The sequence below is a fragment of the Pseudomonas sp. 8Z genome (assembly GCF_902506535.1).
Taxonomy (GTDB): domain Bacteria; phylum Pseudomonadota; class Gammaproteobacteria; order Pseudomonadales; family Pseudomonadaceae; genus Aquipseudomonas.
Genome location: NZ_LR733827.1, coordinates 947,613 through 969,820, shown reverse-complemented (window position 1 = coordinate 969,820; position 22,208 = coordinate 947,613). Strand labels below are relative to the sequence as shown.

Here is a 22,208-nt window from a genome sequence, read left to right as displayed (position 1 = left end):
CCGAACGCAAGCCCGAGTCAGGCCGCTCCCGTCGAACGGCGCACCTCCTGAGCTGCTGGGTGCGCTCCTACAGGTGTCCTTGCAGCCTGGCTGGGGGCGATCCGCTTCAGCCGTAGGGTGGGCTTCAGCCCACCACACCTGTGCCACCGCTCACGCCAATTTCATCACCACCACGCCGGATGCGATCACCGCGCACGCCACCAGACGAATCGGCCGCAACCTCTCCTTGAGCAACACCATCCCCAACAACACAGCGAACACCACACTGGTCTCACGCAACGCCGACACCAGCGCCACCGGCGCTTGGGTCATGGCCCAGATAACGATGCTGTAAGCCGCCATCGACATCGCTCCACCGGCCAATCCCCCACGCCAGTGCGGGCCCAGCGCGAGGAAGGCGCGCGGCCCACGGCTGACGGCCAACACCGCCGCCATCACCACACCGTTGACGCTGAACAACCACAACGAATAGCTCAACGCATCGCCGTTGGTGCGGGCGCCCACGGCATCGCTCAGGGTATAGCCGGCGATGAACAGCGCCGTCATCACCGCGCAGAACAGCATCGCAGGATGCGGCGCCCTGTGCTGACCGCCGCGCAGGGCCATCAGCCAGATGCCTGCCACCAACACCAGAATGCCGAAGAGCTGCGTACTACTGAGCGGGTCATGCACCAGCAGTAATGCCAGCAGTGCGACCATCAACGGCGAACTGCCACGGGCGATGGGATAGACCTGACCCAGATCGCCATACTGATAAGCACGAGCCAGAAAGATGTTGTAGCCGACATGCAACAGCGCCGACAGCGCAATCCACGGCCAGGCCGCCCCCTGCGGCACGGCCACCAACGGCAGCGCACAAAGCGCCACTAACCCCGCACCTATCTGGATCAGCGTGGCGGTAAGAAAACGGTCGAGGCCGACCTTGAGAATCGCGTTCCAACCGGCATGCAGAGCGGCGGCGGCGATGACGGCGAGAAAGACAGGTGTGTCCAAGGCGGGCCTCGGTGGTGGGGGGCAGGAATGGCGTATTTGTCTGCGAGTCTATCCGCAACGGAGTTCTGACCTTGACCGGCCAGGTGTCCTCAGCAGTCTGGGCCCTTTGCCCGGCGACCGGCTTCCACCACCAGCGCATGCAGCAGCGCGGCCTCATCGTCTGCCGCCATGATCGAATCGACGGCCCAGCCGCAGCCTGCCAGCTCGAAGTCCATCTGTCGGCGCTCGCTGGGTACCGCATGCAGGCGTTGCGACGTTATGTGCGAGTGCGCTGGTTCTGCGGCGCCTGCTCCAGCCCCGAGATGTCCTGCGTCCAGGGCAGGGCCGCCTCGCACCATTTCTGCCAGGTTGGCGGCAATTGCTGGCGTTCGTCCAGCACGCCGACGCGCAGGATGTACGCCACCGGGTTGTCCGCGTCATAAGTGAAGAGTTGCGAGCCACATTCGCCACAGAACGCCTGGGCACGCCGTGAACCACTCTCTGTCACCTTCACATAGATCTTAGGTGTCCCGGTGAGCACCCTGAAGGTGCCCGATAAGGCCGGGGTGGACAGGCGAAACGCCGTACCGGTGAGCTTCTGGCAGTCATTGCAATGGCAAATGCTGACCAATGCCGGATCGGTCTCGGCTTCGAACTGGATCTGATTGCAGTGGCAGCTACCGTGGACTTTCATGGGATCTCCATTCGGGGCGTGGGGTATTGCAAGTGAGCGGCTTGCCTTCAACACGGGGCCTCAGCTTATCCCTGCACTTCGATAAACCATTTCGGTTGCATCTCGGCAAAGTCGGTGCGCAGGTTGTTCGGCAGGTAGCTGGCTGAGTCGAGCACGCAGGCGTAGTCGCCGCTGCGACGGAAGACTACCCAATGCCAAAAATCACGGTCGCCTTCGCGGTGGTGCTTGATAGCCAGCAGTGCCAGGTCGGGCAGGGCTTGCCAGTCAGTGAAGGGCGTTTGCTCTGCACTGCAAGGTATTGCGGCATTGGCCAGTAAGCGACGTACATGGCGGGTGTCCGACCATAGCGCCGGGTCTTCGGCATAAATGCCCAGGCCGTTGGCGATGGCTTTCATCTCGGCGTAGGACTTGCTGAGGATGTTGGCGACGGCGGCAATTGCGCAGCCGGAGATTTCTTCCTGTATGACGGGAGTGAACATGGTTGCTTCCTGCAAGAGGTGTGAGGCCCAGCTCGGCTGAGCGGGGCGGGGCGATTGCCCCGCAGTTTGACCGATGCGCGCGGGTTATGACTTACCCAGCAAACGCGCAGCGTCGAAGCCCATACGCAGGTTGCCCCAGTGGCGGCCTTCGAAGAAGAAGGGTACGTCGATCTCGGTCATGATTTCGCCAGTGTCGCGCAGGTAGGTCTGCAGCAGGAAGCGTTGGGTGTTGCTGGCTGCTCGCAGGCCCACCGGGTCGGAGAACATACGTTTGTTGCGGCATACCGGCAGATCGATTTCACGCTTGCCGGTTGGCGCCTTCGAGACCCAGCTATTGTTCACCGGGCAGTAGCCTTTGCTGTCGACGATAAAGGTGACGATGCCGCCGGTGGTGCCTTTGGTCAGGGCGTCGACCTCGTCCTGGCAGATTTGTGCGAAGCGGTCGGTGTAGCTGGTGAGGAACTGTTTGGGGTCGGTGTTGGGCACCGGTTTGTAATTCTGGTCGAACAGGTTCACGCCTTCGCGTTGCAGGGTTGCCAGGCGCGTTTGCAGGGCATCACGGCAGCGCGTGGCACGGGTAATGGCGGCGTCGAGTTCACCTTCGCCAAGAATGAAGCGGCCCAGCAAGGTCTGCACGCGTTCAGCCACGGTGGAGAGGTCGCGGGTGGCGGTGGCTGAGCGTTGCATGCGCTGGTCGATGGCCTGGCTGTCGGCGTGAATCTGGGTGACGCGTTCGTTGATGCCGGTATTGGTATCGGCGACCTGTTGAATGTGTTCGGCGATGTCGGCCAGCTTGCTGTTGGTGGACTCGAAGTCCGCGATCATGCTCTCGAAGTGGCCTGTGGCGCGCTCAACCACTGTTTGGGTTTCGCGAGCACTTTGGCTGATCAGGGTGGTTTGTTCGTGGGTCGAGCCTACTTCTTTGAGCATGGCGTCGATGTTCTGCGAGATTTCGCCGGTGGCGCGGCTGACGTTTTGTGCCAGCGTGCGAACTTCGTCGGCAACGACCGCGAAGCCGCGTCCGCTTTCACCTGCGCGGGCGGCTTCGATGGCGGCATTGAGGGCCAGGAGGTTGGTCTGCGAGGAAATCTGCTGGATCAGGCCCACCACGGATTTGATATTCGAGGAACGCTCGTTGAGGGCTGCGACCAGGGCGCCGAACTCGGTCAGGCTGCTGGAGATAGCGCCGATTTTGCCGGTCACTTCCTGCAGTTCGGCATAAGAGTCTTGCGCCATGCTCAGGTTGTGCGCGGTGGTGCTGGAGATGGCGACGGTTTGCTGCGATACCTCGTCGATACGGCCGACCGCGATGTTGCTCTCGCTCATCACTTCATTGGCGAAGCGTGCCTGGTGGGTGGCGCTGTCGCTGGAGTCGCTGATGTTCTTCAGTGAGCGGGCGGATTCGACAGCGATTTGTACGGTCAGGGCCTGCACGTTGCTGATGATCTCGCGCTGTTTGGCCAAAAAGCGGTTGCAGGTGCTGGCCAGGGTACGGATTTCGTCGTGGGTCAGCAGGGGCAGGTCGCGCGACAGGTCGCCTTCACCGTTGGCGATCTCTTCGAGGGCGCGGGTCATGTTGTCGACTGGGCGTACGATCAGGTGGCGAAAATACCAGACCATGAAGCTGACCATGGCCAGCGTGAAGAGCGCACTGAGCGCCAGGGCGGTGCCGAGGGTGTCGAGCTTGGCCTCGATCTGTGCCAGCGGGGCACTCTCCACCTTGGCGTTGTGCAGCAGTTGCAGGATGTCGGCACGCAGGCTGATGGCTACCCAGAACAACAGGCCACTGACTAACACCAGCAGGAAGAGGCTGGAGAGCTTCTTGGTCAGGGTGTTGAAAAAATGTATCTCGATAGCATCGTACAGCGACTTCAGCGACTGCATATTGCAGCTCCTGGCAGAAAATCCACGGTCTCTCTCGGTTTCGACTGGTGGTGTAGAACCTTTAGCGAAATCATCCGTGAGTAGTTATTCGATGCCCAATCGCGGCGGTGTGTCTGTAGATTGTTCAGTGTAGAAGCAAGCGCGTTGGGGAGAGGGCGAAGCAGTAAAAAAGTTTCACCGCCGCGCGAGCGAAATGGAGTTCTTCAGCCACGGCGAGATAGCAGCGCAGGTGTCTAAACTCCATTTAGGCCTCCACACCTGTCGTCGCTCCCTAAGGAAAGCTGAATTTCACTTCCCCAATCTGGTGAAATACGCCGACCCCGTTGCCCGAGTTGTATTATGCCGGTAAGCGCAAACAGACCCGCAAGGAGCTGTTCCTAATCGAGATGGAACAGGTCGTGCCTTGGAAAGGCCTGATCGCCCTGATCGAGCCGCACTATCCCAAGGGCGAAGGCGGTCGTCCGGTCTACCCGTTGATGGTCATGCTGCGGGTTCATCTGCTGCAAAACTGGTTTGGTTACAGCGATCCGGCAATGGAAGAAGCGCTGTACGAAACAACGATCTTGCGCCAGTTCGCAGGTTTGAGCCTGGATCGCATCCCTGATGAAACGACCATCCTCAATTTCCGACACTTGCTGGAAAGGCACGACCTGGCTGTCGGCATTCTCGGTGTCATCAACGGCTATTTGGGGAGTCGCGGCCTATCGCTGCGCCAGGGCACTATCGTCGATGCCACCTTGATTCATGCGCCGACATCAACCAAGAACAAGAAGCGTGAACGTGACCCGCAGATGCACCAGACCAAGAAAGGCAACCAGTATTACTTCGGTGCCAAGGCGCATATCGGGTCGATGTGGAGTCGGGCTTGGTGCACCACGTCCATGTCACGGCGGCCAATGTTGCGGATGTCACCCAGGTGGACAAGCTGCTGCACGGTCAAGAGAACATGGTGGCGGCTGATGCCGGTTACAGGGGCGTCGAGAAGCGCGAGGAACATGCGGGGCGCCTGGTGATCTGGCAGATCGCGGCTCGGCGCAGCGCGTACGAAAAGCACGACAAGAAAAGCGAGCAGTACAAAGCCTATCGGGCTATCGAGAAAGCCAAAGCGCAGACGCGCTCGAAGGTCGAGCATCCGTTTCGGGTGATCAAGCGTCAATTTGGCTATACGAAGGTGAGGTTTCGTGGTTTGGCGAAGAACACCGTCCAGATGGTGACGCTGTCCGCTCTATCGAATCTGTGGATGGCACGCCGACATTTGTTGAGCCGTGCAGGAGAGGTGCGCCTGTAATGCGGGAATTGACCCCCGCAGGCAGCTTGTGGAGGCCGAAAACAGCAAAAAAGCAGGTGATTTGACCGTTTATGATCAATTCACCTCTTTTAAAATCGGCAATGGCCGAAGTCGACCAAAAACAGCGGCCTAGTTCAGACCTTCCCTAGGCGGTGAGCCACTTCCTGCCCTAGCTTCAAGATGGCACCGACAGGACGGATCATCACGACCAAATCAGTGATCTTTCCTGTTTCATCAAAGCGGACAATGTCGATACCCGTGAACGGTGCATCTCCAACACGTCCTCGAAATTCCAATACATAGCCCTCGTCTCCGGAAAAACGGCGGGCATACTCGAAGTCTTCGAAGATTTCGAACACTAGCTGCAAGGTTCCGACGAATGCATCTTTGCCGCGCAAGGGCTCAAGCTGGCCAGGATTGTGATAAGTCACATCATCTGCGAGCAGATCGGGCAATGCATCCCAGTCGAGTTGGGTGACGATGCGGTGCCATTCATCAAGAGCGCTGAGTGGATCAACAGTGATATTTGTCATAGCTAGTTCCTAACTGCAGTAATTCGGTGTCGCCAGAAGTTGACTATGGAACCGTTAGGTTGGCATTGTCTTTGGCGGGCGAAGCGTAATGATCAGGCGCGATAACGCGCCGCTGGCTGAGAATTGCTGAACCCTTGAGCTAAGGTGCCCCGTGCCTGCTCGAAGTCCTCCCACGCTGACACTTCGGGCACTGGCGGAATTGTCACCAACTCTTTGCGATCAAAGCCCACTAAAGCGGCATCGACCAAGTCATCGACTTCCATGACGTCCGGCACCTTGCTGATGTCGCCACCAGACCGCTCATATATCTCCGTGCGGGTCGCCGCAGGCAGGACTGCCTGGATATAAACACCTTGTGGATTGACCTCAACCGCCAGGCTCTGAGAGAACGTAAGCATGTACGACTTGGTTGCGGCATAGATGCCTTGTGAGTATTCGGGCAAAAGCGCTAATACAGAGGCCACGTTGATGATGGAGCCACTGCCACGCTTTATCATCCCGCCCACCGCCGCTGCCGCGAGCACTGTGGGGGCCTCCACGTTCAGTTTCAGCAACTTCTGCATGTCTGCCACAGGGGCCTGCACGAAGCCGTTTGCTAGCCCCGCGCCGGCGTTGTTGACGAGGATGTCGATAGCAGGTTGAGCCCGCAGCCGCTGCGCGACCGCATCGAGTTGAGCTGCCTCGGTCAGATCGGCCGTGAGCACCTCAATCGTCACGCCATGTGCCTTGCGCAACTCTTCGGCCAGTACATCAAGGCGGTCGGTGGCCCGGGCGACGAGTACAAGATCGTGGCCGCGGGCCGCGAAGCGGCGTGCATAAACGGCACCGATGCCACTGGAGGCACCAGTAATGAGAGTGGTTGTCATATCTTATCCCTATTGGTTTCAGCCGTTTGATGACACGTCTGGGAGACGAAATGCATCAATGGCAGAGAAATTCTACGACTAAGAAAGATGCCTTTAAGCGCGTGCTTTCAAACTGGCCATGGTGAAGTGCTCGTAGTGACCAATTCCGTTTTTCACAATGGGATCTTGTGATGTAAAGGAGGCAATGTCTTGGTCGTCGGCAATCTGGTAGAGCGAGACGCCATAGCCGTCGCCATCGTCAATAACTGGCCCGTGGGCCACTATCAAGCCCTGATCGAGAAGCCCGTTCATGTAGGCGCCATGTTGTTCCATCAATGCTTTTTCATCGACAGACATAGTGCCTAGAAAGTTGGGTCGCGGAGGGACAAATTTGCACAGGTAGTATTTCATGATGGCTCCTTATCTAAATCGCGTATTCGATCGTTGTGGCACTTAAACAGTCTTCACGCTTTTGAGGATGGAGCCCTCAAATATCTTGGGCGCATAATTCTGTAAGAAGAGGATCATCCCAGTCATCTTTCCAACCGGATTACTGAATTTTGGCTTCTTGGTCGCGATGAGCTTAGTGATAGTGTTAACTACCGCATCAGGTGCCTCGGCCCCATCAATACCTTTTTGCGTAGCAGCGTTAGCTTGCTTGCGGTAGGCGTCATAATCAGCAATACGGCCGTTTGATTGTGATACGGCGTTGTGAGCCAGATTGGTCTTGAACCACACGGGCTCAACCATGCTGACCTGAATGTTGAACTGATCCAGCTCAAAGCGCAGAGACTTGAAGTAACCCTGGACTGCGTGCTTGGACGCTGTGTAGTACGAGAGATTTGGCGGGCCAATTAGCCCCACGATTGAACTGACAGTAATGATCTGGCCACGCTTCTGCGCGCGCAGTCGTGGCAGCAAGGCATTCGTTACCTTGACCGTACCCCAGAAATTAGTTTCAAACTGCTGCCTTCCCAGCTCGACGGGCGTTTCTTCTGCCAGCCCCGTCACCATGTAGCCAGCATTGTTTACCAATACATCCAATTGCTTGATGTTGCGGAACAGCTCATCAGCGAAGGCGCTGATAGATTTGTCGTCGCTGATGTCCAGGCGAAGCAGTTTGAAAGGAACTTTGCCAGCGTACTTTTCAGGTTCGCGGCTGGTACCGATGACATCAAAGCCTTGCTTGTGAAGGCTGTTGGCCAGCAACAGGCCGAAGCCTGAGGACGCACCAGTGATCAAAACTGTTTTTTTCATTTGTAAGCTTTCCTAAGAATGGATCTAGATAGATTTCTGAGCGCTATGCGATCAAGCCAAGTCGTAGAGTCGAGCACGCTTTGGTTGCTGATTGGTTCGGAATGGCTCGAGACTCACCATGCAGCATTCCTTTCGAGCGATCTCATACTGGACGGCACGGTGATCACACGTTAGTATCGTTTGAGTACTCAGTCAATACTAAAACGATATGAACTCAAAAGAATCTTCTCAAAGCACGTGCCCGATTGCTCGCAGCTTGGCATTCCTTGGTGATGCCTGGACTATGCTGATTCTCAGGGATGCGAATTCTGGCTTGACGCGCTTCGATCAGTTCCGCAAGAGCCTGGGGATAGCTCCCACCATGCTGACTAAGCGGCTAGCGACCCTCACAGAGGAGAACCTGCTTGAAAAACGTCAGTATTCAGAGCGTCCTCCAAGGGAGGAATACGTCCTAACTCAAGCCGGACGCGACTACTTGCCCGTCCTCTTCATGATTGCTGCTTGGGGCCGGAAGCACCGCGGCGAAGGCAAGTTGATGCGATTCCTAGATGCTGAAACCGGTAAAGATCTCAAGCCCGTTGCGATTGATGCGGAGACCGGTGCTGAAATCGGGACTCGCGAAATTCGTATGGTAATGCCCGAATGAAGCCAGCCCGGCTGGCTTCCTCGCCTGTTGATAACCCAGCTCGTGGAGTTGTTGCGCTACTGGCAGCTCTTGCCGCGATAGGTGCATTGTCAACTAACATCATCCTGCCGTCGTTTCCTGCGATTGCTGCAGGCTTGGGGGCATCAGACACGCAACTCAGCCTGACACTCAGCGTCTTCTTTATTGTCTTTGCGGCTGGGCAACTTGTTGTGGGGCCGATTTCGGATCGCTTCGGGCGTCGAAAGCTGGTGATCGGTGGTCTGCTGATCTTCGCCGCCGGTGGTGTTGTGTGCGCCCAGGCGGCCGTTCCTGCCGATTTGATTATTGGACGAGGCATACAGGCCGCTGGCGTATGCGCGGCTGCCGTACTTGCACGCGCAATCGCCAGAGATCTTTACGAGGGAGAAACGCTGGCACGGGTTCTCGCCATGGTCATTGTTGCGATGGCCGCTGCTCCTGGGTTCTCCCCTCTGCTGGGCGGCATGACTGAACGGATTATTGGCTGGCGTATGACCTTTCTGGCCGTGAGCGCTTGCGGTGTCGTGCTTGCGATCTGGTATGCCTTCCGACTTCGGGAGACGTATGTGGCGTCGCAACGTGTGTCTCTGGCCGTTCGTCCAATTCTCAGAACCTATTGCAGCCTTCTGATTGATCCACGCTTCCTACGCCCAGTCGTGGCTGTTATGTGTCTCACAGGCGGGCTATATGGCTTCTTCGCTGCTGCCCCGTCGGTACTGATGGGTGCCATAAAATTGAGCGCGTTGGAGATGGGGCTTTTTTTTGCAGCCACCGTGCCGGTGGTTTTTGCTACAGGTCTTGCCGCCCCATGGCTTTCGCATCGGTGGGGCGCACCTCGAATTATCCAAGTTGGAATCGTGTTTGCGTTGGTTGGAGGAGGCATGATCTGGTTGGCTTCCGTGCAATATCCATCAAGCCTCGCTGCATTCACATTCGGGCTTTGTGTCTTCCTCATGGGGATGGGCGTTGCCAATCCACTCAGTACTGCATTGGCGCTTTCGCCATTTGGTGCGCACGCAGGTGCAGCCTCCGCCATGCTGGGATTCATGCAGATGTCAGGCGCAGCACTTGGCGCTATGTTGGTCAATGCGATGGGCGGCGCTTCTCACATGGCCGCTGTCGGACTTTTGATCGCGGGTTTTCAAATGTTTGCTTGGGTCGTTTTCTGGGATAAATCCAGGACAGCCACTCGCCCTGAATAAAAGAACAGAAGCCGGTCTTGGTCGAGTGCGTTTTGGCCTTGCTCAGTTCAGGTCACAGAGGTGTTTTGGCTGTGCGGATGGGCGTGAACCTGTTCGGTTGCTGAACCTATATGTGATTCATTGTTTGTTGCAATCGTTTGCTTGAACTTTTTGCTTTATGCCAAGTCATGCCCCTGTCCGCGTGCGTTCCTTCGCTGCGCCGGACATTCTTGCGGCCTGCGCTCTCGCGGTGGTTACGCGGTGCTCAGGCGTCTTCGCGACGGTGAGAGGCCATGATCGAGATAAGCAACCTGACCAAGCGTTTTGCGCAGCACACGGCAGTCGATGATCTGTCGTTCAGTGTCCAGCCTGGGGAAGTGCTGGGCTTTCTTGGCCCCAACGGGGCCGGTAAATCCACCACCATGAAGATGCTCACGGGGTTTCTCGCGCCGACCTCCGGTACGGCGAGCATTCTCGGTTGCGATATCCAGACGCAGACCCTCAAGGCTCAGCGGCAGATTGGTTATCTGCCCGAAGGCGCGCCGTGCTACGGCGACATGACGGTGCGCGGGTTCCTCGCATTCATCGCCGAGGTGCGCGGCTTTCGTGGCGCCGAAAAGACCTTGCGGGTGCAGAGCGCAGTCGAGCAAGTGGAGCTGGAAACGGTGCTGGAGCAGAGCATCGAGACGCTGTCAAAAGGCTTCAAGCGTCGCGTCGGTCTGGCCCAGGCGATCTTGCATGATCCGCGTGTGCTGATTCTCGACGAGCCCACCGATGGCCTCGACCCCAACCAGAAGCATCAGGTGCGCCAGCTTATCCAGGGCCTGGCGCGCGACAAGATCGTGATTATTTCCACCCATATCCTCGAAGAGGTCACGGCCTTGTGCTCCCGTGCGGTGATCATCGCCCAGGGCCGTTTGCTGGCCGATGGCACGCCGCTGGAACTGGAGAGCCGCTCGCGCTACCACCAGGCGGTGACGCTGGTGGCCGATGAGGCGCTGGATCATGCCGCCTTGGCGGCGCTGCCGGGTGTTGCGGGTGTCGAGGAGAACGCCCGTGAGCACAGCCTGAGCGTGCTGGCGCAGCCGGGTGAGGTGATCTTCCCGCAGGTCAATGCGTTGATTGCCGAACGCGGCTGGAAGGTGCGTGAACTCAATGTGGAACGCGGCCGCCTCGATGAAGTGTTCCGCACGCTGACCCGGGGAGAGCAGTGATGACCCAGTTGCCCGTGATCTTTAAGCGCGAGCTGGCGAGCTATTTCGCTACGCCGCTGGCCTATGTGTTCATCGTTATCTTTCTGGTGTTGTCCGCGGTGTTCACCTTCTACCTGGGCGGTTTCTTCGAGGGTGGCCAGGCCAATCTGTCGGCCTTCTTCAACTTCCATCCCTGGCTGTACCTGTTCCTGGTGCCGGCCATCGCCATGCGCTTGTGGGCGGAGGAGCGCAAGTCCGGCTCCATCGAGCTGCTGATGACCCTGCCGATCACCCGTTTTGAAGCGGTCACCGGCAAGTTCCTGGCGGCCTGGGTATTCGCTGGCATTGCGCTGCTGCTGACCTTCCCCATGGTCATCACCGTCAACTACCTGGGTGAGCCGGACAACGGCGCCATCGTCACCGGTTACATCGGCAGTTGGCTGCTGGCCGGCGCGTACCTGGCCATCGGCTCGTGCATGTCGGCGCTGAGCAAGAATCAGGTGATCGCCTTCATCCTCGCGGTCAGTGCCTGCTTCCTGTTCATCGTCAGTGGTTTTCCCATGGTGCTCGACGCCTTTGCCTGGGCGCCGCAGTGGCTGGTGGACGCCGTCGCCTCGCTGAGCTTTCTGGTGCGCTTCGATGCCATCAGCAAGGGCGTGATCGATGCGCGCGACCTGCTGTATTTCCTCTCGCTGATCGCCGCCTGGCTGACCGCCACCGCCGTAGTCATCGACCTGAAGAAAGCTGACTGAAGGAATGCGCCCATGAAAAAGCTGATCTATTCCGGCGCCGGGCTGCTGCTGATCGCGGTCGCCTTCATCGCCTTCAACCTGCTGACCGGTATCGGTCTGGGCGGTGCGCGCCTGGATCTGACCGAGCAGAAGCTCTACACCATCTCTGACGGCACCCGGCAGATCCTCAGTGAGCTGGATGAGCCGATCAACCTGTACTTCTTCTACTCGGACAAGATAGCCAAGGACTTGCCGGCGCTGCGCACCTACGCGCAGCGTGTGGAGGAGATGCTCAAGGCCTACCAGGCTCAGTCCAATGGCAAGATCCACCTGCACATCATCGACCCCGAGCCGTTCTCCGAGGACGAGGACAAGGCGGCGCAGTACGGCCTGCAGGCCATTCCGCTGCAGCAAGGCGGTGATTCGATCTACTTCGGCCTGGCTGGCACCAATGGTCTGGACGACACCCAGGTGATCCCGTTCTTCGCCCTGGATCAGGAGGAGCACCTCGAATACGAGCTGAGCCGTCTGGTGCAGACGCTGTCCAAGCCGCAACTGCCGGTGGTTGGGGTGCTCTCCGGGCTGCCGATGACCGGCGGCTTCGACATGATGACGCAGCAGCCGACGCCGCCGTGGATGGTGCTGGAGCAGGTGCGCCAGTTGTTCCAGATCGAGAACCTCAAGCCTGACGTCGATCAGATTCCTGACAAGGTCTCGGTGCTGTGGCTGGTGCACCCGAAAAACCTGCCACAGCAGACGCTCTATGCCATCGATCAGTTCGTCCTGCGTGGCGGCAAGCTGATGGTGTTCGTCGACCCCTATGCCGAAGCCGATACGGGCGGTATGCCGGGCGAGATGGCGGTGGACAAGTCGTCCGATCTCGAGCCGCTGTTCAAGGCCTGGGGCCTGCGCATGGTGCCGGACAAGGTGCTGGGTGATGGCTCCTACGCCATGTCGGTCAACCGTGGTCAGGGCCAGCGCCCGGTGCGCCACGCGGCCTGGTTGAACCTGCCGCGCAAGGCGCTGGATCAGAACGACATCGCCACCGCCGGGCTGGAGAACATCACCGTCGCTACCGCTGGCATCCTCGAACCTGTGGAAGGGGCGAAGACGCATTTCACCCCGCTGATCCAGAGCTCCGAATACGCCATGCCCTTCGACGCCAAGCGTTTTGCCATGCTCAGCAACCCGGAAGAGCTGATCCGCGAACTGGAGCCGACCGGCGAGCGCTATGCCATCGCCGCGCGTATCGATGGGCCGGCCAAGAGCGCCTTCCCCGATGGCATCGAGGGGCACAAGGACGGGCTCAAGCAGGCGGACAACATCAATGTCATCGCCGTGGCGGACACCGACATCCTCAGCGACCGCATGTGGGTGCAGGTGCAGGACTTCTTCGGCCAGCGCATGCCGCAACCCTGGGCCGATAACGGCAGCTTCACCGTCAACGCGCTGGATAACCTGACCGGCTCCGACGCGCTGATCAGCGTGCGTTCGCGCGGTCGCTTCAGCCGTCCGTTCACCGTGGTGGACGAGTTGCAGCGCGCCGCCGAGCAGCGTTTCCGCGACAAGGAGCAGGCCCTGCAGGCACGCCTGAGTGAGACCGAGCAGCAACTAGCCGCGTTGCAGCATAGCGATGATCCGAACAAGGCCCTGGAACTGACGCCAGAGCAGCAGAAGACGCTGCAGCGTTTCATCCAGCAGAAGCTGGAAATCCGCAAGGAGCTGCGCGACGTGCAATACCAGCTCAACGCCAATATCGAGGCGCTGGGGCGAACGCTGAAGATCATCAACATTGCCCTGGTGCCGGCGTTGCTGACGTTCGGCGTGCTGGCGCTGTGGGTGTGGCGCCGCCGCAGTCGCGCGTGAGGCCAGTAGCCATGAGAGGGGCTGAGGGCTGCACCTGTGGGAGGCGCTTGAGCGGTGACAGTCGCGGCTAAAGCCCCTCCCACGAACCGAGCGTAGGGTGAATGTCGCTTTGTACATCCACCGCAACGGTGGATCGGTGAAACGTGATCCACCCTACGCCGCTACCGAATCATCAACAGTGAGACGAGTATGGGACGCAAAGGTCTGATCGCATTGATCGTCATTGTGCTGCTCTGCGTGGCGGGCTACCTGGCCGTGCAGCGCAGTCAGCAGCAGAGCACCGCGCAGGTCGAGCAGGCGCCGTGGCTGGCCGCCGAGCAGGGCTACCTGGGCAGTTTGCAGGCGCTGGAAATCGAGTCGCCCGGCCAACCGTCGGTGCGTATCGAGCGCCATGGTGAAACCTGGGTGGTGCCGGCCAAGGCTGATTATCCGGCGGCGCCACAGACGCTGGCCGACCTGCTGCGCAGCTTGCGTGAGGCGCGCATCGTCGAGGCCAAGACCGCCAACCCGCAGTGGCACGCACGCCTGGGCCTGGCTGAGCAGGGCGAGGCTGACGAGCAGGCGCAGCGTCTGACGCTGAAGTTCGACGGCCACCCGGATCTGCAACTGCGCCTGGGCAAGCTGTCGCAGCAGGGCGGCGGGCAACTGGTGCGGCGTGCTGGGGAGGATCAGGTCTGGCTGATTGATCAGCAACTGCAACTGCCGGCTGCGGAGCTGGATTGGCTGGATCGGCGCATGACCGATATTCCCTTCCTCGATATTGCCCGCCTCGAACTGCGCCATGCCGATGGCCAGACGCTTACCCTGACGCGCGCCGATGCCAAGCAGTACAACCTGGCCGTCGAGGAGCTGCGCAAGGAGCAGAAGCTCAGCTTCGAGGGCGCCGCCAATGGTGTGGCCACGCTGTTCTCCAACCTGCAGTTCGCCGACGCCGCGCCGCTGGCGCAGATCGGCTTCAAGCAGGCGCCGGTGCTGCAACTGAGCCTCAGTGGTTTTACCGGGCAGAAGCTCGAAGGCGCGTTGTACAAGCAAGGCGAGCAATACTGGCTGGTGCTCGGCAAGCGTGAGGGTTTCAAGGATGGCGAGGTGAGTGCCCGTGAGGACTGGGCTTATCGCCTGGAGTCGCAGCAGGTGCAGCGGCTGATGAAGAAGGTACGTGATTTATTGGCGAAAGACACGTGATTGTCGCCGAAAGCCGGTGATATCAAGGCTTATGGCTTCAGCCTAAAAAAGCACTTTGCAGTCGTAGAGCATGCTTTATACTCGGCCCTGCGGTGCCGTCGGAGCAGCGTTCAAGGCGCGCCGCCAAAGCGTATACGCAACAATAAAAACATCGCGAGTGTGGAGACGTGGCTAATGGCAGAGCGTGAGAGCGGAACCGTCAAATGGTTCAATGATTCCAAGGGCTATGGGTTTATTCAGCGCGAAAGCGGCCCAGATGTGTTCGTACACTTTCGCGCCATTCGCGGTGACGGTCACCGCACCCTGATCGAGGGACAGAAGGTCGAGTTCGGTGTAACCCAGGGCCAGAAAGGCCTGCAGGCCGAAGACGTCACTACGCTCTGAGCCCAGCTCACACAACAAGGCCCGTCACCGACGGGCCTTGTCGTTTCTGTCGCCTAGGCCGTAGGGCGGGGGCAACCCGCCAGAAAGCACGGAGCCTCATAGGTGTGGCTCTGTACTATTCGGGAAGCCCTGTACCCGTTCCCGGATTGCATCCAGGCTACCCCCTGGATACGCGTAGGGCGGGTGCAACCCGCCAGAAAGCTCACGGCCTCATGGTTGTCGCTCGTGCGCAATCTGGGAGGTCCTGCGCCGGTTCCCGGATTGCATCCGGGCTACCCCCTGGATACGCCGTAGGGCGGGTGCAACCCGCCAGGAAAGCCCGCGCTAACAGCCTTGGAGGCAACCCCGCGCAGTCGCTCTCGCGGCGGGGCGCCGCTTCCACAGGTTTGGCGCTTGCGCGAAGCAGCCGCGTTTATTCGGTGCGCCAGACGATCTCGCTTTCGCCATCGGCATCGACCTTGATCCAGCGGTCGGCTTCTTCGTCGCTCTCGTCTTCCACCCAGGTGCCCGGTGCGCAGCGAATCTGCACACCCAGCGCGGCGTGGGCGGCGCGGGCGCAGGCCAGATCGTCGGCCCAGGGGGTGGCGTCGCTTTCCAGATAGAGACTGTGCCATTTGCCCACGGCTTTCGGCAGCCAAGTCACCGGCACGTCACCGGCTTTGCATTTGAAAGTCTGACCTTTCTGCTGCCAGTCGCTGCAACTGCCGAGAGCGGCGCTCAGCCACTGAGCCACGGCGTCGCGCTCGGCGTCTTTCAGGTAGATCTCGATGTCGGGTTGGCGCATTAGGTTCATTCCTGAGTGTTGACGATCCAATCGTAGCGGATCGAAACGGTGACATCGAAGGGCGCGGCGATGACGGCTTCGCGGCGTTCGGCGCTGGCGCGCCAGCCGTGTGGGGTCATGGCCAGCAGGTCGGCGCGGGCCTGGGCGTCGGCCAGGTGCAGGCTGAACTCCAGGGTTTCGCTGTGCGCCAGGTGCATGCCCGGCGGGATCAGCGCCAGGTGCTTTTCATCGTCGTAGTCGCGTACTTCGTCGTAGAGCTTCTGCCGCAGTTGCATCAGGTGGCCGCGCGTTGGCCCCATGCGCAGCAGGCCACCACCTGGGGCGAGCAGACGCTTGGCCTCGCTCCAGTCCAGCGGGCTGAACACGCTGGCCAGCAGGTTGCAACTGGCGTCTGCCAAGGGCACACGGGCCATGCTTGCCACCAGCCAGTTCAACTGTGGGTCACGCTTGCATGCGCGTTTGACCGCCTCGCGGGAGATATCCAGGGCGTAGCCTTCAGCTTGCGGCAGGCTGCGGCCGATCTGCTCGGTGTAATAACCCTCGCCGCAGCCGATATCCAGCCAGCGAGCTGGTGTGCGCTCAGTGGCCAGTTCAGCCAGGCGCTTGGCCAGCGGCGCGTAGTGGCCGCCGTCGAGAAAGCGCCGACGCGCCTCGACCATGGCCTGATTGTCGCCGGGGTCGCGGCTGTTCTTGTGCTGCACCGGCAGCAGGTTGTAGTAACCCTGCCGGGCGCGATCGAAGCTGTGCCGGTTGGCGCAGGCCAGTGCGTTGCCGCTGAGTTCCAGCGGGGTCTGGCAGATGGGGCAGATCAGGCTCATGCCAGTAACTTCACCATCGTTTGATAGTAAACCTCGGTGAGCAGGTCGAGGTCGCTGGCCAGCACGCGTTCGTTGATCTGGTGGATGGTGGCGTTGACCGGGCCGAGCTCGACCACCTGGGTACCCAGGGTGGCGATAAAGCGACCGTCCGAGGTGCCGCCGCTGGTCGATGGCGTGGTCTCGCGACCGGTGACGTGCTTGATACTGGCGGCCACGGCGTCGAGCAGATCGCCCGGCTGGGTGAGGAAGGGCAGACCGGACAGCGCCCACTCCAGGTGATAGTCCAGGCCGTGTTTGTCGAGGATGGCGGTGACGCGCTGCTGCAGGCCCTCGACGGTGGATTCGGTGGAGAAGCGGAAGTTGAACACCGCCTTCAGCTCGCCGGGGATGACGTTGGTGGCGCCGGTGCCGGAATTGAGGTTGGACACCTGGAAGCTGGTCGGCGGGAAGTAGTCGTTGCCGTGATCCCAGTGCTCGGCGGCCAGCTCGGCCAGTGCCGGGGCGACCAGATGAATCGGGTTCTTGGCCAGGTGCGGGTAGGCCACGTGGCCTTGTTTACCGTAGACGGTGAGGGTGCAGCCGAGCGAACCACGGCGGCCGTTTTTGACCACGTCACCGAGCAGGGCGGTGCTTGACGGCTCGCCGACGATGCACCAGTCCAGACGTTCGCCACGTTCACGCAGGCGCTCGACCACGGCTTTGGTGCCGTGCTGCGCCGGGCCTTCTTCGTCGCTGGTGATCAGGAAGCTGATCGCGCCCTTGTGCTGCGGGTATTCGGCGACGAAGCGCTCCACCGCGATGATCATGCTCGCCAGGCTACCTTTCATGTCCGCTGCGCCACGGCCACAGAGCATGCCGTCTTCATCCACGCGTACGTCGAACGGTTGATACTGCCAGGCGTCCAGCGGGCCGGTGGGCACCACGTCGGTATGCCCGGCGAAGCACAGCACCGGGCCTTCGCCGCCGCGTTTGGCCCAGAAGTTCTCCACGTCTTCGATACGCATGTGCTCGACCTCGAAGCCGCAGGCGGCCAGGCGGCGCATCATCAACTCCTGGCAACCTTCGTCGACCGGGGTAACGGACGGGCGGCGGATCAGGTCGAAAGCGAGTTCCAGGGTTGGGGTCAGGGGGGCGGTCATGGCGGCTCCGGTACAGCGGCTGGCGTGAAAGCCGAGCATGTTAACAAAACTCCCCAGCCTCCGGCTGTCTGCCGGGCTTGGGTGGTCGTGCTGCTCTCCCTATAATGCGCGCCTTCACTAGGGGGTGAGATGAACACAGACGAGCAGCGGTTCGGCGGCATTGCCCGACTTTACGGCCATGAAGGCTATCAGCGCCTGGCTGCCGCGCATGTGGCAGTGGTCGGTATCGGCGGTGTCGGCTCCTGGGTGGCCGAGGCGCTGGCGCGTTCCGGCGTCGGCGAGATTTCCCTGTTCGACCTCGATGACGTTTGCATCACCAACACCAACCGGCAGATTCAGGCGCTCGATGGTGCTGTGGGCAAGGCCAAGGTGGACGTGATGGCCGAACGTATCCGCGCCATCAATCCCAACTGCGTGGTGCATGCGGTGGCCGATTTCGTCACCCGCGAGACCATGGCCGAGTACATTACCGAACAGCTCGACGGGGTGATCGACTGCATCGACAGCGTGCCGGCCAAGGCGGCGCTGATCGCCTGGTGCAAACGGCGCAAGATCCAGATTGTCACCACCGGCGGTGCGGGCGGGCAGATTGACCCGACCCAGGTGCAGGTCGCCGACCTGAACAAGACCTTCAACGACCCGCTGGCGGCCAAGGTGCGCTCGTTGCTGCGCCGCGACTACGGTTTTTCCCGCACGCCGGGGCGCAACTACAGCGTGCCGTGCGTGTTTTCCACCGAACAATTGCGTTACCCCAAGCCCGACGGCAGCGTGTGCCAGGCCAAGGGCTTTGTCGGTGAGGGTGTCCGTCTCGATTGTGCCGGTGGCTTTGGTGCGGTGATGATGGTCACCGCCACCTTTGCCATGGCCGCGACCGCCAAGCTGGTGGACAAGCTGGTTGCAGGCGCGCGCCGACCATCCGAGCGCCCGCGCGGTGGGCAACATCAGGTACTTTGAAGCGGCGAGTGTAGGAGAGCAGAGATGCTAAATAACGATGTACTGCGCAGTCTGCGTTATCTGCTCAAGGTCAGTGACAGCAAGCTCGAAGATTTCTGCCGTCTGGCGGATTACCCGGTTGAGCCGGGGCTGATTTCGGCCTGCCTGCTGCATGAAGACGAGCCCGACTATCGCTCCTGCAGCGATGTGCTGCTCGCTCATGTGCTTGAAGGGCTGGTGTTTCACAAACGTGGCAAGGATGAGAGTCGCGCGCCCTTGCCAGTGGCCAAGCGCCTGACCAACAACATCGTGCTGAAGAAGCTGCGTGTGGCCTTCGAGCTGCGCGACGACGATATTCAGGCGATCCTGCAGTCGGTGGATCTGCCGATGACCAAGGCCGAGCTTGGTGCGCTGTTTCGCGCGCCGGAGCACAAGCATTACCGCGAGTGCGGCGATCAGATTCTGCGCAATTTTCTGCGTGGATTGACGCTACGTGAGCGTGGCCCGGTCTGAGGTCAGGCCAGTCGTAGCGCGGATGCAGTCCGGGGCGCGTTTAACGCGTCAATGCCGCCATACGTTGCAATACGGCATTGAGGCCGTTGCTGCGCGAGGGGGAAAGCTGGCGCTGCAGGCCAAGCTGAGCAAACCATTGGGGCAGGTCGAGTGCGAGCAACTGGTCGCCATTGAGACCATCCACTCTGGCCAGCAGCACCGCCAGCAAGCCGCGCAGCAGGCGGGCATCGCTGCTGGCGCGAAAATGCCAGTGACCAGCGCGTTGTTCGGCGACCAGCCAGACCAGGCTTTCGCAGCCATGCACGCGGTTGGCTTCACAGCGTTCGGCATCGCTCAGGGGCTGCAAGCGCTCGCCCCACTGCATCAAGAGGCGCGCGCGTTGTTCCCAGCCGGGGCAGGTGGTGAAGGCTTCCAGTGCCTCTTGAGCGGCGACTGACAGGCTCATGGCGAGAGGCTTCCGTAGCCTGTGGGAGCGACTTCAGCCGCGAAGGTCAGGGCGCCGATATTCGCGGCTGAAGCCGCTTTCACGCAAAGCCGTTGGCCGTGTTTCATCGCAGCAGCTCCAGGGCGTTATCCAGTGCGGTGAAGAAGCGCTGCAGGTCGCTGCCGTCGTTGTACAGGCCGAGCGAGACGCGGATGGCGCCGCCGAGGCCGAGGTGTTTCATCAGCGGCATGGCGCAGTGATGCCCGGCGCGCACGGCGATGCCCTGTTCGCTGAGCAGGTGGGCCAGGTCGGCGTTGTGTACGCCGTCGACATGAAAACAGGCCAGCGCCAGTTGCGGCTCGCCGAGCAGGCGTATGCCTGCTCGGGCCTGCAAGCCCCTCAGCAGCTCGGCATGCAAGGCGCCTTCATGGGCGGCCACGGCGGCGTGATCCAGCTCGCTTAGCCAGGCGAGCGCAGCGCCTAGGGCAATCACCGCACCAACGGCGGGTGTGCCGGCTTCCAGGCCCAGTGGGGCGGGGCGGAAGCGGGCTTCGTGATAGTCGGCGTCGAGCACCATTTCACCGCCAAACTGCCAAGGCTGCAGGTGCGCCAGTGCTTCGCCACGGCCGTAAAGCAAACCTACGCCGTCCGGGCCGTAGAGTTTGTGTGCGGAGCACACGTAGAAGTCGCAGCCCAGTGCCTGTACGTCCGGCTTGGCATGTACGGCGCCTTGCGCACCATCGATGACGGTCAGTGCACCGTGCGCCTTGGCCATTGCCAACAGTGCCGCGACTGGCTGCCAGCGCCCCAGCACGTTGGACAACTGGGTGATTGCCAGCAGCGCCGTGTGCGGGCCGATCAGCCGCATGGCGGCATGCAGGTCGACGTCGCCTGACTGATCCAGCGGCAGGATTACCAGCTCCAGGCCGCGGCGCTTGGCCAATTGCTGCCAGGGCAGCAGGTTGGCGTGGTGCTCGGCGGCACTGATGACGATTTGCCCGCCGACTGGCAGCAGATGCTCCAGACCATAGGCAAGCAGGTTGAGTGATTCGGTGCTGCCGCGAGTGAAGATAATCTCGTCGGTGCTCAGTGCATTGAGCCATTGCGCCGCCTTGCTGCGCGTGACTTCAAACGCACGGGTCGCGCGCTCGCCCGGCAGGTGCTGGGCGCGGTGCACATTGGCGGCGCCGCTGGCGTAGTAGCCGAGCAGGGCATCGAGCAGCGCCTGCGGCTTTTGTGCGGTCGCGGCGCTGTCGAGGTAGGTCTGGCCTTCGGCTTCGAGGGCGAGAACGCCGGGGAAGTCGGCACGCCAGGGGGATTTCAGAGCCATGAGTTTCAAGCCGCAAGCTGCAAGTTGAAGCCGCAGCACTTGCGGCTTGTCGCTTGCAGCTTGGCGCTGCCTCTTAGTTGTGGGCGTGCAGGGCTTCGTTCAGCTCAATCGCCGACTTGTGAGTCTTGCACTCCACGGCGCCGGTCAGCGAGTTACGACGGAATAGCAGATCCGGCTGGCCAGCCAGTTCACGAGCCTTGACCACCTTGACCAGGGCATTGCCCTCGTCGAGCAGGTTTACTTTGGTGCCAGCGGTGATGTACAGACCCGCTTCGACAGTGTTGCGGTCGCCCAGCGGAATGCCAATACCGGCGTTGGCGCCGATCAGGCAGCCTTCACCCACGCTGATGACGATATTGCCGCCACCGGACAGGGTGCCCATGGTCGAGCAGCCGCCGCCCAGGTCCGAACCTTTGCCGACGAAGACGCCAGCGGAGACGCGGCCTTCGATCATGCCAGGGCCTTCGGTGCCAGCGTTGAAGTTGGCGAAGCCTTCGTGCATGACGGTGGTGCCTTCACCGATGTAGGCGCCCAGACGCACGCGCGCGCTGTCGGCGATACGCACGCCAGTCGGCACCACGTAGTCGGTCATTTTCGGGAACTTGTCCACGGAGAACACTTCCAGCAGCTCGCCTTTGAGGCGCGCTTCCAGTTGGTGTTCGGCCAGTTCGGCGAGGTCGATCGCGCCCTGGCTGGTCCAGGCCACGTTAGGCAGCAGCGGGAAGATACCGGCCAGGTTCAGGCCATGTGGCTTAACCAGACGGTGCGACAGCAGGTGCAGCTTGAGATAGGCCTCGGGGGTGCTGGTCAGCGCGCTGTCTTCGGCGAGGAAGGTGGCCACCAGCGGGTTGCTGCTTTCGGCCAGGCGGGTCATCAGTGCGGCCTGAGCGGCGTCGATGCTTTTCAGCGCTTCGGCCAGGTCACGAGCCTGGGCGTTGCTGAAGGCGATGGCCTGGTTGCCACCTTGGTAGCCGAGAACTTCGCCAGCCTTGGCAACCAGGTCGGCTGCGGGATTGAGCAGGGGCAGGGCGTAGAAAACTTCCAGCCAGTTGCCTTGGCGATTCTGAGTGCCGACGCCAAAGGCGATGCTGAAGAGAGAGGTGCTCATCGATGG

At 60.8% G+C, this 22,208-nt stretch carries 24 protein-coding genes and 2 pseudogenes; 10 read left to right on the top strand and 16 right to left on the bottom strand.

Annotated features, from left to right (window positions below; translation table 11 throughout):
• Positions 1 to 150: 150 nt before the first annotated feature.
• The 6 genes and pseudogenes from AERO9A_RS17320 to AERO9A_RS22940 form a co-directional block, all read right to left on the bottom strand.
• Entirely contained in the window at positions 151 to 993 is an 843-nt protein-coding gene (locus tag AERO9A_RS17320) for an EamA family transporter (protein ID WP_159973163.1), read from the bottom strand.
• 89 nt (positions 994 to 1,082) lie between these two features.
• Positions 1,083 to 1,208, bottom strand: a complete 126-nt coding sequence (locus AERO9A_RS22540; RefSeq protein WP_256665993.1) for a hypothetical protein — start codon at positions 1,206 to 1,208, stop codon at positions 1,083 to 1,085.
• A gap of 41 nt (positions 1,209 to 1,249) precedes the next feature.
• Positions 1,250 to 1,666, bottom strand: a complete 417-nt coding sequence (locus AERO9A_RS17315; protein WP_159973162.1) for a GFA family protein — start codon at positions 1,664 to 1,666, stop codon at positions 1,250 to 1,252.
• Positions 1,667 to 1,731: 65 nt separating this feature from the next.
• A complete protein-coding gene (locus tag AERO9A_RS17310; RefSeq protein ID WP_159973161.1) occupies positions 1,732 to 2,145 on the bottom strand; it encodes a hypothetical protein in 414 nt (137 codons plus the stop codon).
• 84 nt (positions 2,146 to 2,229) lie between these two features.
• Complete coding sequence (locus AERO9A_RS17305; protein ID WP_372239704.1) at positions 2,230 to 3,471, bottom strand: methyl-accepting chemotaxis protein; 1,242 nt, start codon at positions 3,469 to 3,471, stop codon at positions 2,230 to 2,232.
• A gap of 195 nt (positions 3,472 to 3,666) precedes the next feature.
• Positions 3,667 to 3,720: pseudogene (locus tag AERO9A_RS22940) on the bottom strand (hypothetical protein); the annotation flags it as partial.
• A 632-nt stretch (positions 3,721 to 4,352) separates the two neighbouring features.
• On the opposite strand from AERO9A_RS22940, the pseudogene AERO9A_RS17300 reads away from it, so the two are divergent.
• Positions 4,353 to 5,317, top strand: a pseudogene (locus AERO9A_RS17300) (IS5 family transposase).
• A gap of 134 nt (positions 5,318 to 5,451) precedes the next feature.
• Here the strand turns inward: AERO9A_RS17300 and AERO9A_RS17295 are convergent.
• From AERO9A_RS17295 to AERO9A_RS17280, 4 genes are all read right to left on the bottom strand, one after another.
• On the bottom strand, positions 5,452 to 5,850 hold the full coding sequence (locus AERO9A_RS17295) for a nuclear transport factor 2 family protein (protein ID WP_159973159.1): 399 nt from the start codon (positions 5,848 to 5,850) through the stop codon (positions 5,452 to 5,454).
• 92 nt (positions 5,851 to 5,942) lie between these two features.
• Positions 5,943 to 6,716 (bottom strand): SDR family oxidoreductase, encoded by a 774-nt coding sequence (locus tag AERO9A_RS17290; RefSeq protein WP_159973158.1) that lies wholly within the window; start codon positions 6,714 to 6,716, stop codon positions 5,943 to 5,945.
• Positions 6,717 to 6,809: 93 nt separating this feature from the next.
• Positions 6,810 to 7,106 (bottom strand): YciI family protein, encoded by a 297-nt coding sequence (locus AERO9A_RS17285; protein ID WP_159973157.1) that lies wholly within the window; start codon positions 7,104 to 7,106, stop codon positions 6,810 to 6,812.
• 42 nt (positions 7,107 to 7,148) lie between these two features.
• Positions 7,149 to 7,952, bottom strand: a complete 804-nt coding sequence (locus AERO9A_RS17280) for an SDR family NAD(P)-dependent oxidoreductase (protein ID WP_159973156.1) — start codon at positions 7,950 to 7,952, stop codon at positions 7,149 to 7,151.
• A 208-nt stretch (positions 7,953 to 8,160) separates the two neighbouring features.
• Here AERO9A_RS17280 and AERO9A_RS17275 point away from each other — a divergent pair, with 208 nt between their 5' ends.
• From AERO9A_RS17275 to AERO9A_RS17245, 7 genes are all read left to right on the top strand, one after another.
• Positions 8,161 to 8,598 (top strand): helix-turn-helix domain-containing protein, encoded by a 438-nt coding sequence (locus AERO9A_RS17275; protein WP_159973155.1) that lies wholly within the window; start codon positions 8,161 to 8,163, stop codon positions 8,596 to 8,598.
• Positions 8,595 to 9,818 (top strand): Bcr/CflA family efflux MFS transporter, encoded by a 1,224-nt coding sequence (locus AERO9A_RS17270; RefSeq protein ID WP_159973154.1) that lies wholly within the window; start codon positions 8,595 to 8,597, stop codon positions 9,816 to 9,818. The genes AERO9A_RS17275 and AERO9A_RS17270 overlap by 4 nt, the downstream gene beginning before the upstream one ends.
• Positions 9,819 to 10,090: 272 nt before the next feature.
• Positions 10,091 to 11,011, top strand: coding sequence for an ABC transporter ATP-binding protein (locus tag AERO9A_RS17265; RefSeq protein WP_159973153.1), 921 nt, complete (start codon positions 10,091 to 10,093; stop codon positions 11,009 to 11,011).
• Positions 11,011 to 11,742: an ABC transporter permease subunit gene (locus tag AERO9A_RS17260; RefSeq protein WP_159973152.1), complete on the top strand. Its 732-nt coding sequence runs from the start codon at positions 11,011 to 11,013 to the stop codon at positions 11,740 to 11,742. The genes AERO9A_RS17265 and AERO9A_RS17260 overlap by 1 nt, the downstream gene beginning before the upstream one ends.
• 12 nt (positions 11,743 to 11,754) lie before the next feature.
• Positions 11,755 to 13,587, top strand: coding sequence for a Gldg family protein (locus tag AERO9A_RS17255; RefSeq protein ID WP_159973151.1), 1,833 nt, complete (start codon positions 11,755 to 11,757; stop codon positions 13,585 to 13,587).
• Positions 13,588 to 13,776: 189 nt separating this feature from the next.
• Positions 13,777 to 14,769: a DUF4340 domain-containing protein gene (locus AERO9A_RS17250; RefSeq protein WP_159973150.1), complete on the top strand. Its 993-nt coding sequence runs from the start codon at positions 13,777 to 13,779 to the stop codon at positions 14,767 to 14,769.
• Between the two features lie 174 nt (positions 14,770 to 14,943).
• Positions 14,944 to 15,153 carry a cold-shock protein gene (locus AERO9A_RS17245; protein ID WP_159973149.1) on the top strand — a complete coding sequence of 70 codons (210 nt, stop codon included), beginning with the start codon at positions 14,944 to 14,946 and terminating at the stop codon, positions 15,151 to 15,153.
• A 412-nt stretch (positions 15,154 to 15,565) separates the two neighbouring features.
• Here AERO9A_RS17245 and AERO9A_RS17240 read toward each other — a convergent pair whose 3' ends face one another.
• Genes AERO9A_RS17240 through dapE form a run of 3 tightly spaced genes read right to left on the bottom strand, consistent with a single transcriptional unit; the run spans position 15,566 to position 17,894 of the window.
• The gene (locus tag AERO9A_RS17240) at positions 15,566 to 15,937 is read right to left on the bottom strand and encodes a hypothetical protein (RefSeq protein ID WP_159973148.1); all 372 of its coding nucleotides are present in this window, start codon (positions 15,935 to 15,937) and stop codon (positions 15,566 to 15,568) included.
• 5 nt (positions 15,938 to 15,942) lie between these two features.
• Complete coding sequence (locus AERO9A_RS17235; protein ID WP_159973147.1) at positions 15,943 to 16,755, bottom strand: putative RNA methyltransferase; 813 nt, start codon at positions 16,753 to 16,755, stop codon at positions 15,943 to 15,945.
• Positions 16,752 to 17,894, bottom strand: a complete 1,143-nt coding sequence (dapE, locus tag AERO9A_RS17230) for a succinyl-diaminopimelate desuccinylase (RefSeq protein WP_159973146.1) — start codon at positions 17,892 to 17,894, stop codon at positions 16,752 to 16,754. Before dapE ends, AERO9A_RS17235 begins: the two co-directional genes overlap by 4 nt.
• A 129-nt stretch (positions 17,895 to 18,023) precedes the next feature.
• Between dapE and tcdA the strand changes: the two genes are divergently transcribed.
• Positions 18,024 to 18,848 carry a tRNA cyclic N6-threonylcarbamoyladenosine(37) synthase TcdA gene (gene tcdA, locus AERO9A_RS17225; protein ID WP_159973145.1) on the top strand — a complete coding sequence of 275 codons (825 nt, stop codon included), beginning with the start codon at positions 18,024 to 18,026 and terminating at the stop codon, positions 18,846 to 18,848.
• Positions 18,849 to 18,872: 24 nt separating this feature from the next.
• The gene (locus tag AERO9A_RS17220; RefSeq protein ID WP_159973144.1) at positions 18,873 to 19,340 is read left to right on the top strand and encodes a DUF1456 family protein; all 468 of its coding nucleotides are present in this window, start codon (positions 18,873 to 18,875) and stop codon (positions 19,338 to 19,340) included.
• 40 nt (positions 19,341 to 19,380) lie between these two features.
• On the opposite strand, the gene AERO9A_RS17215 is transcribed toward AERO9A_RS17220, so the two are convergent.
• From AERO9A_RS17215 to dapD, 3 genes are all read right to left on the bottom strand, one after another.
• Positions 19,381 to 19,785 (bottom strand): SufE family protein, encoded by a 405-nt coding sequence (locus tag AERO9A_RS17215; RefSeq protein WP_159973143.1) that lies wholly within the window; start codon positions 19,783 to 19,785, stop codon positions 19,381 to 19,383.
• Between the two features lie 103 nt (positions 19,786 to 19,888).
• Positions 19,889 to 21,094 carry an aminotransferase class V-fold PLP-dependent enzyme gene (locus tag AERO9A_RS17210; RefSeq protein WP_159973142.1) on the bottom strand — a complete coding sequence of 402 codons (1,206 nt, stop codon included), beginning with the start codon at positions 21,092 to 21,094 and terminating at the stop codon, positions 19,889 to 19,891.
• Between the two features lie 73 nt (positions 21,095 to 21,167).
• Complete coding sequence (dapD, locus tag AERO9A_RS17205; protein ID WP_159973141.1) at positions 21,168 to 22,202, bottom strand: 2,3,4,5-tetrahydropyridine-2,6-dicarboxylate N-succinyltransferase; 1,035 nt, start codon at positions 22,200 to 22,202, stop codon at positions 21,168 to 21,170.
• Positions 22,203 to 22,208: the final 6 nt, after the last annotated feature.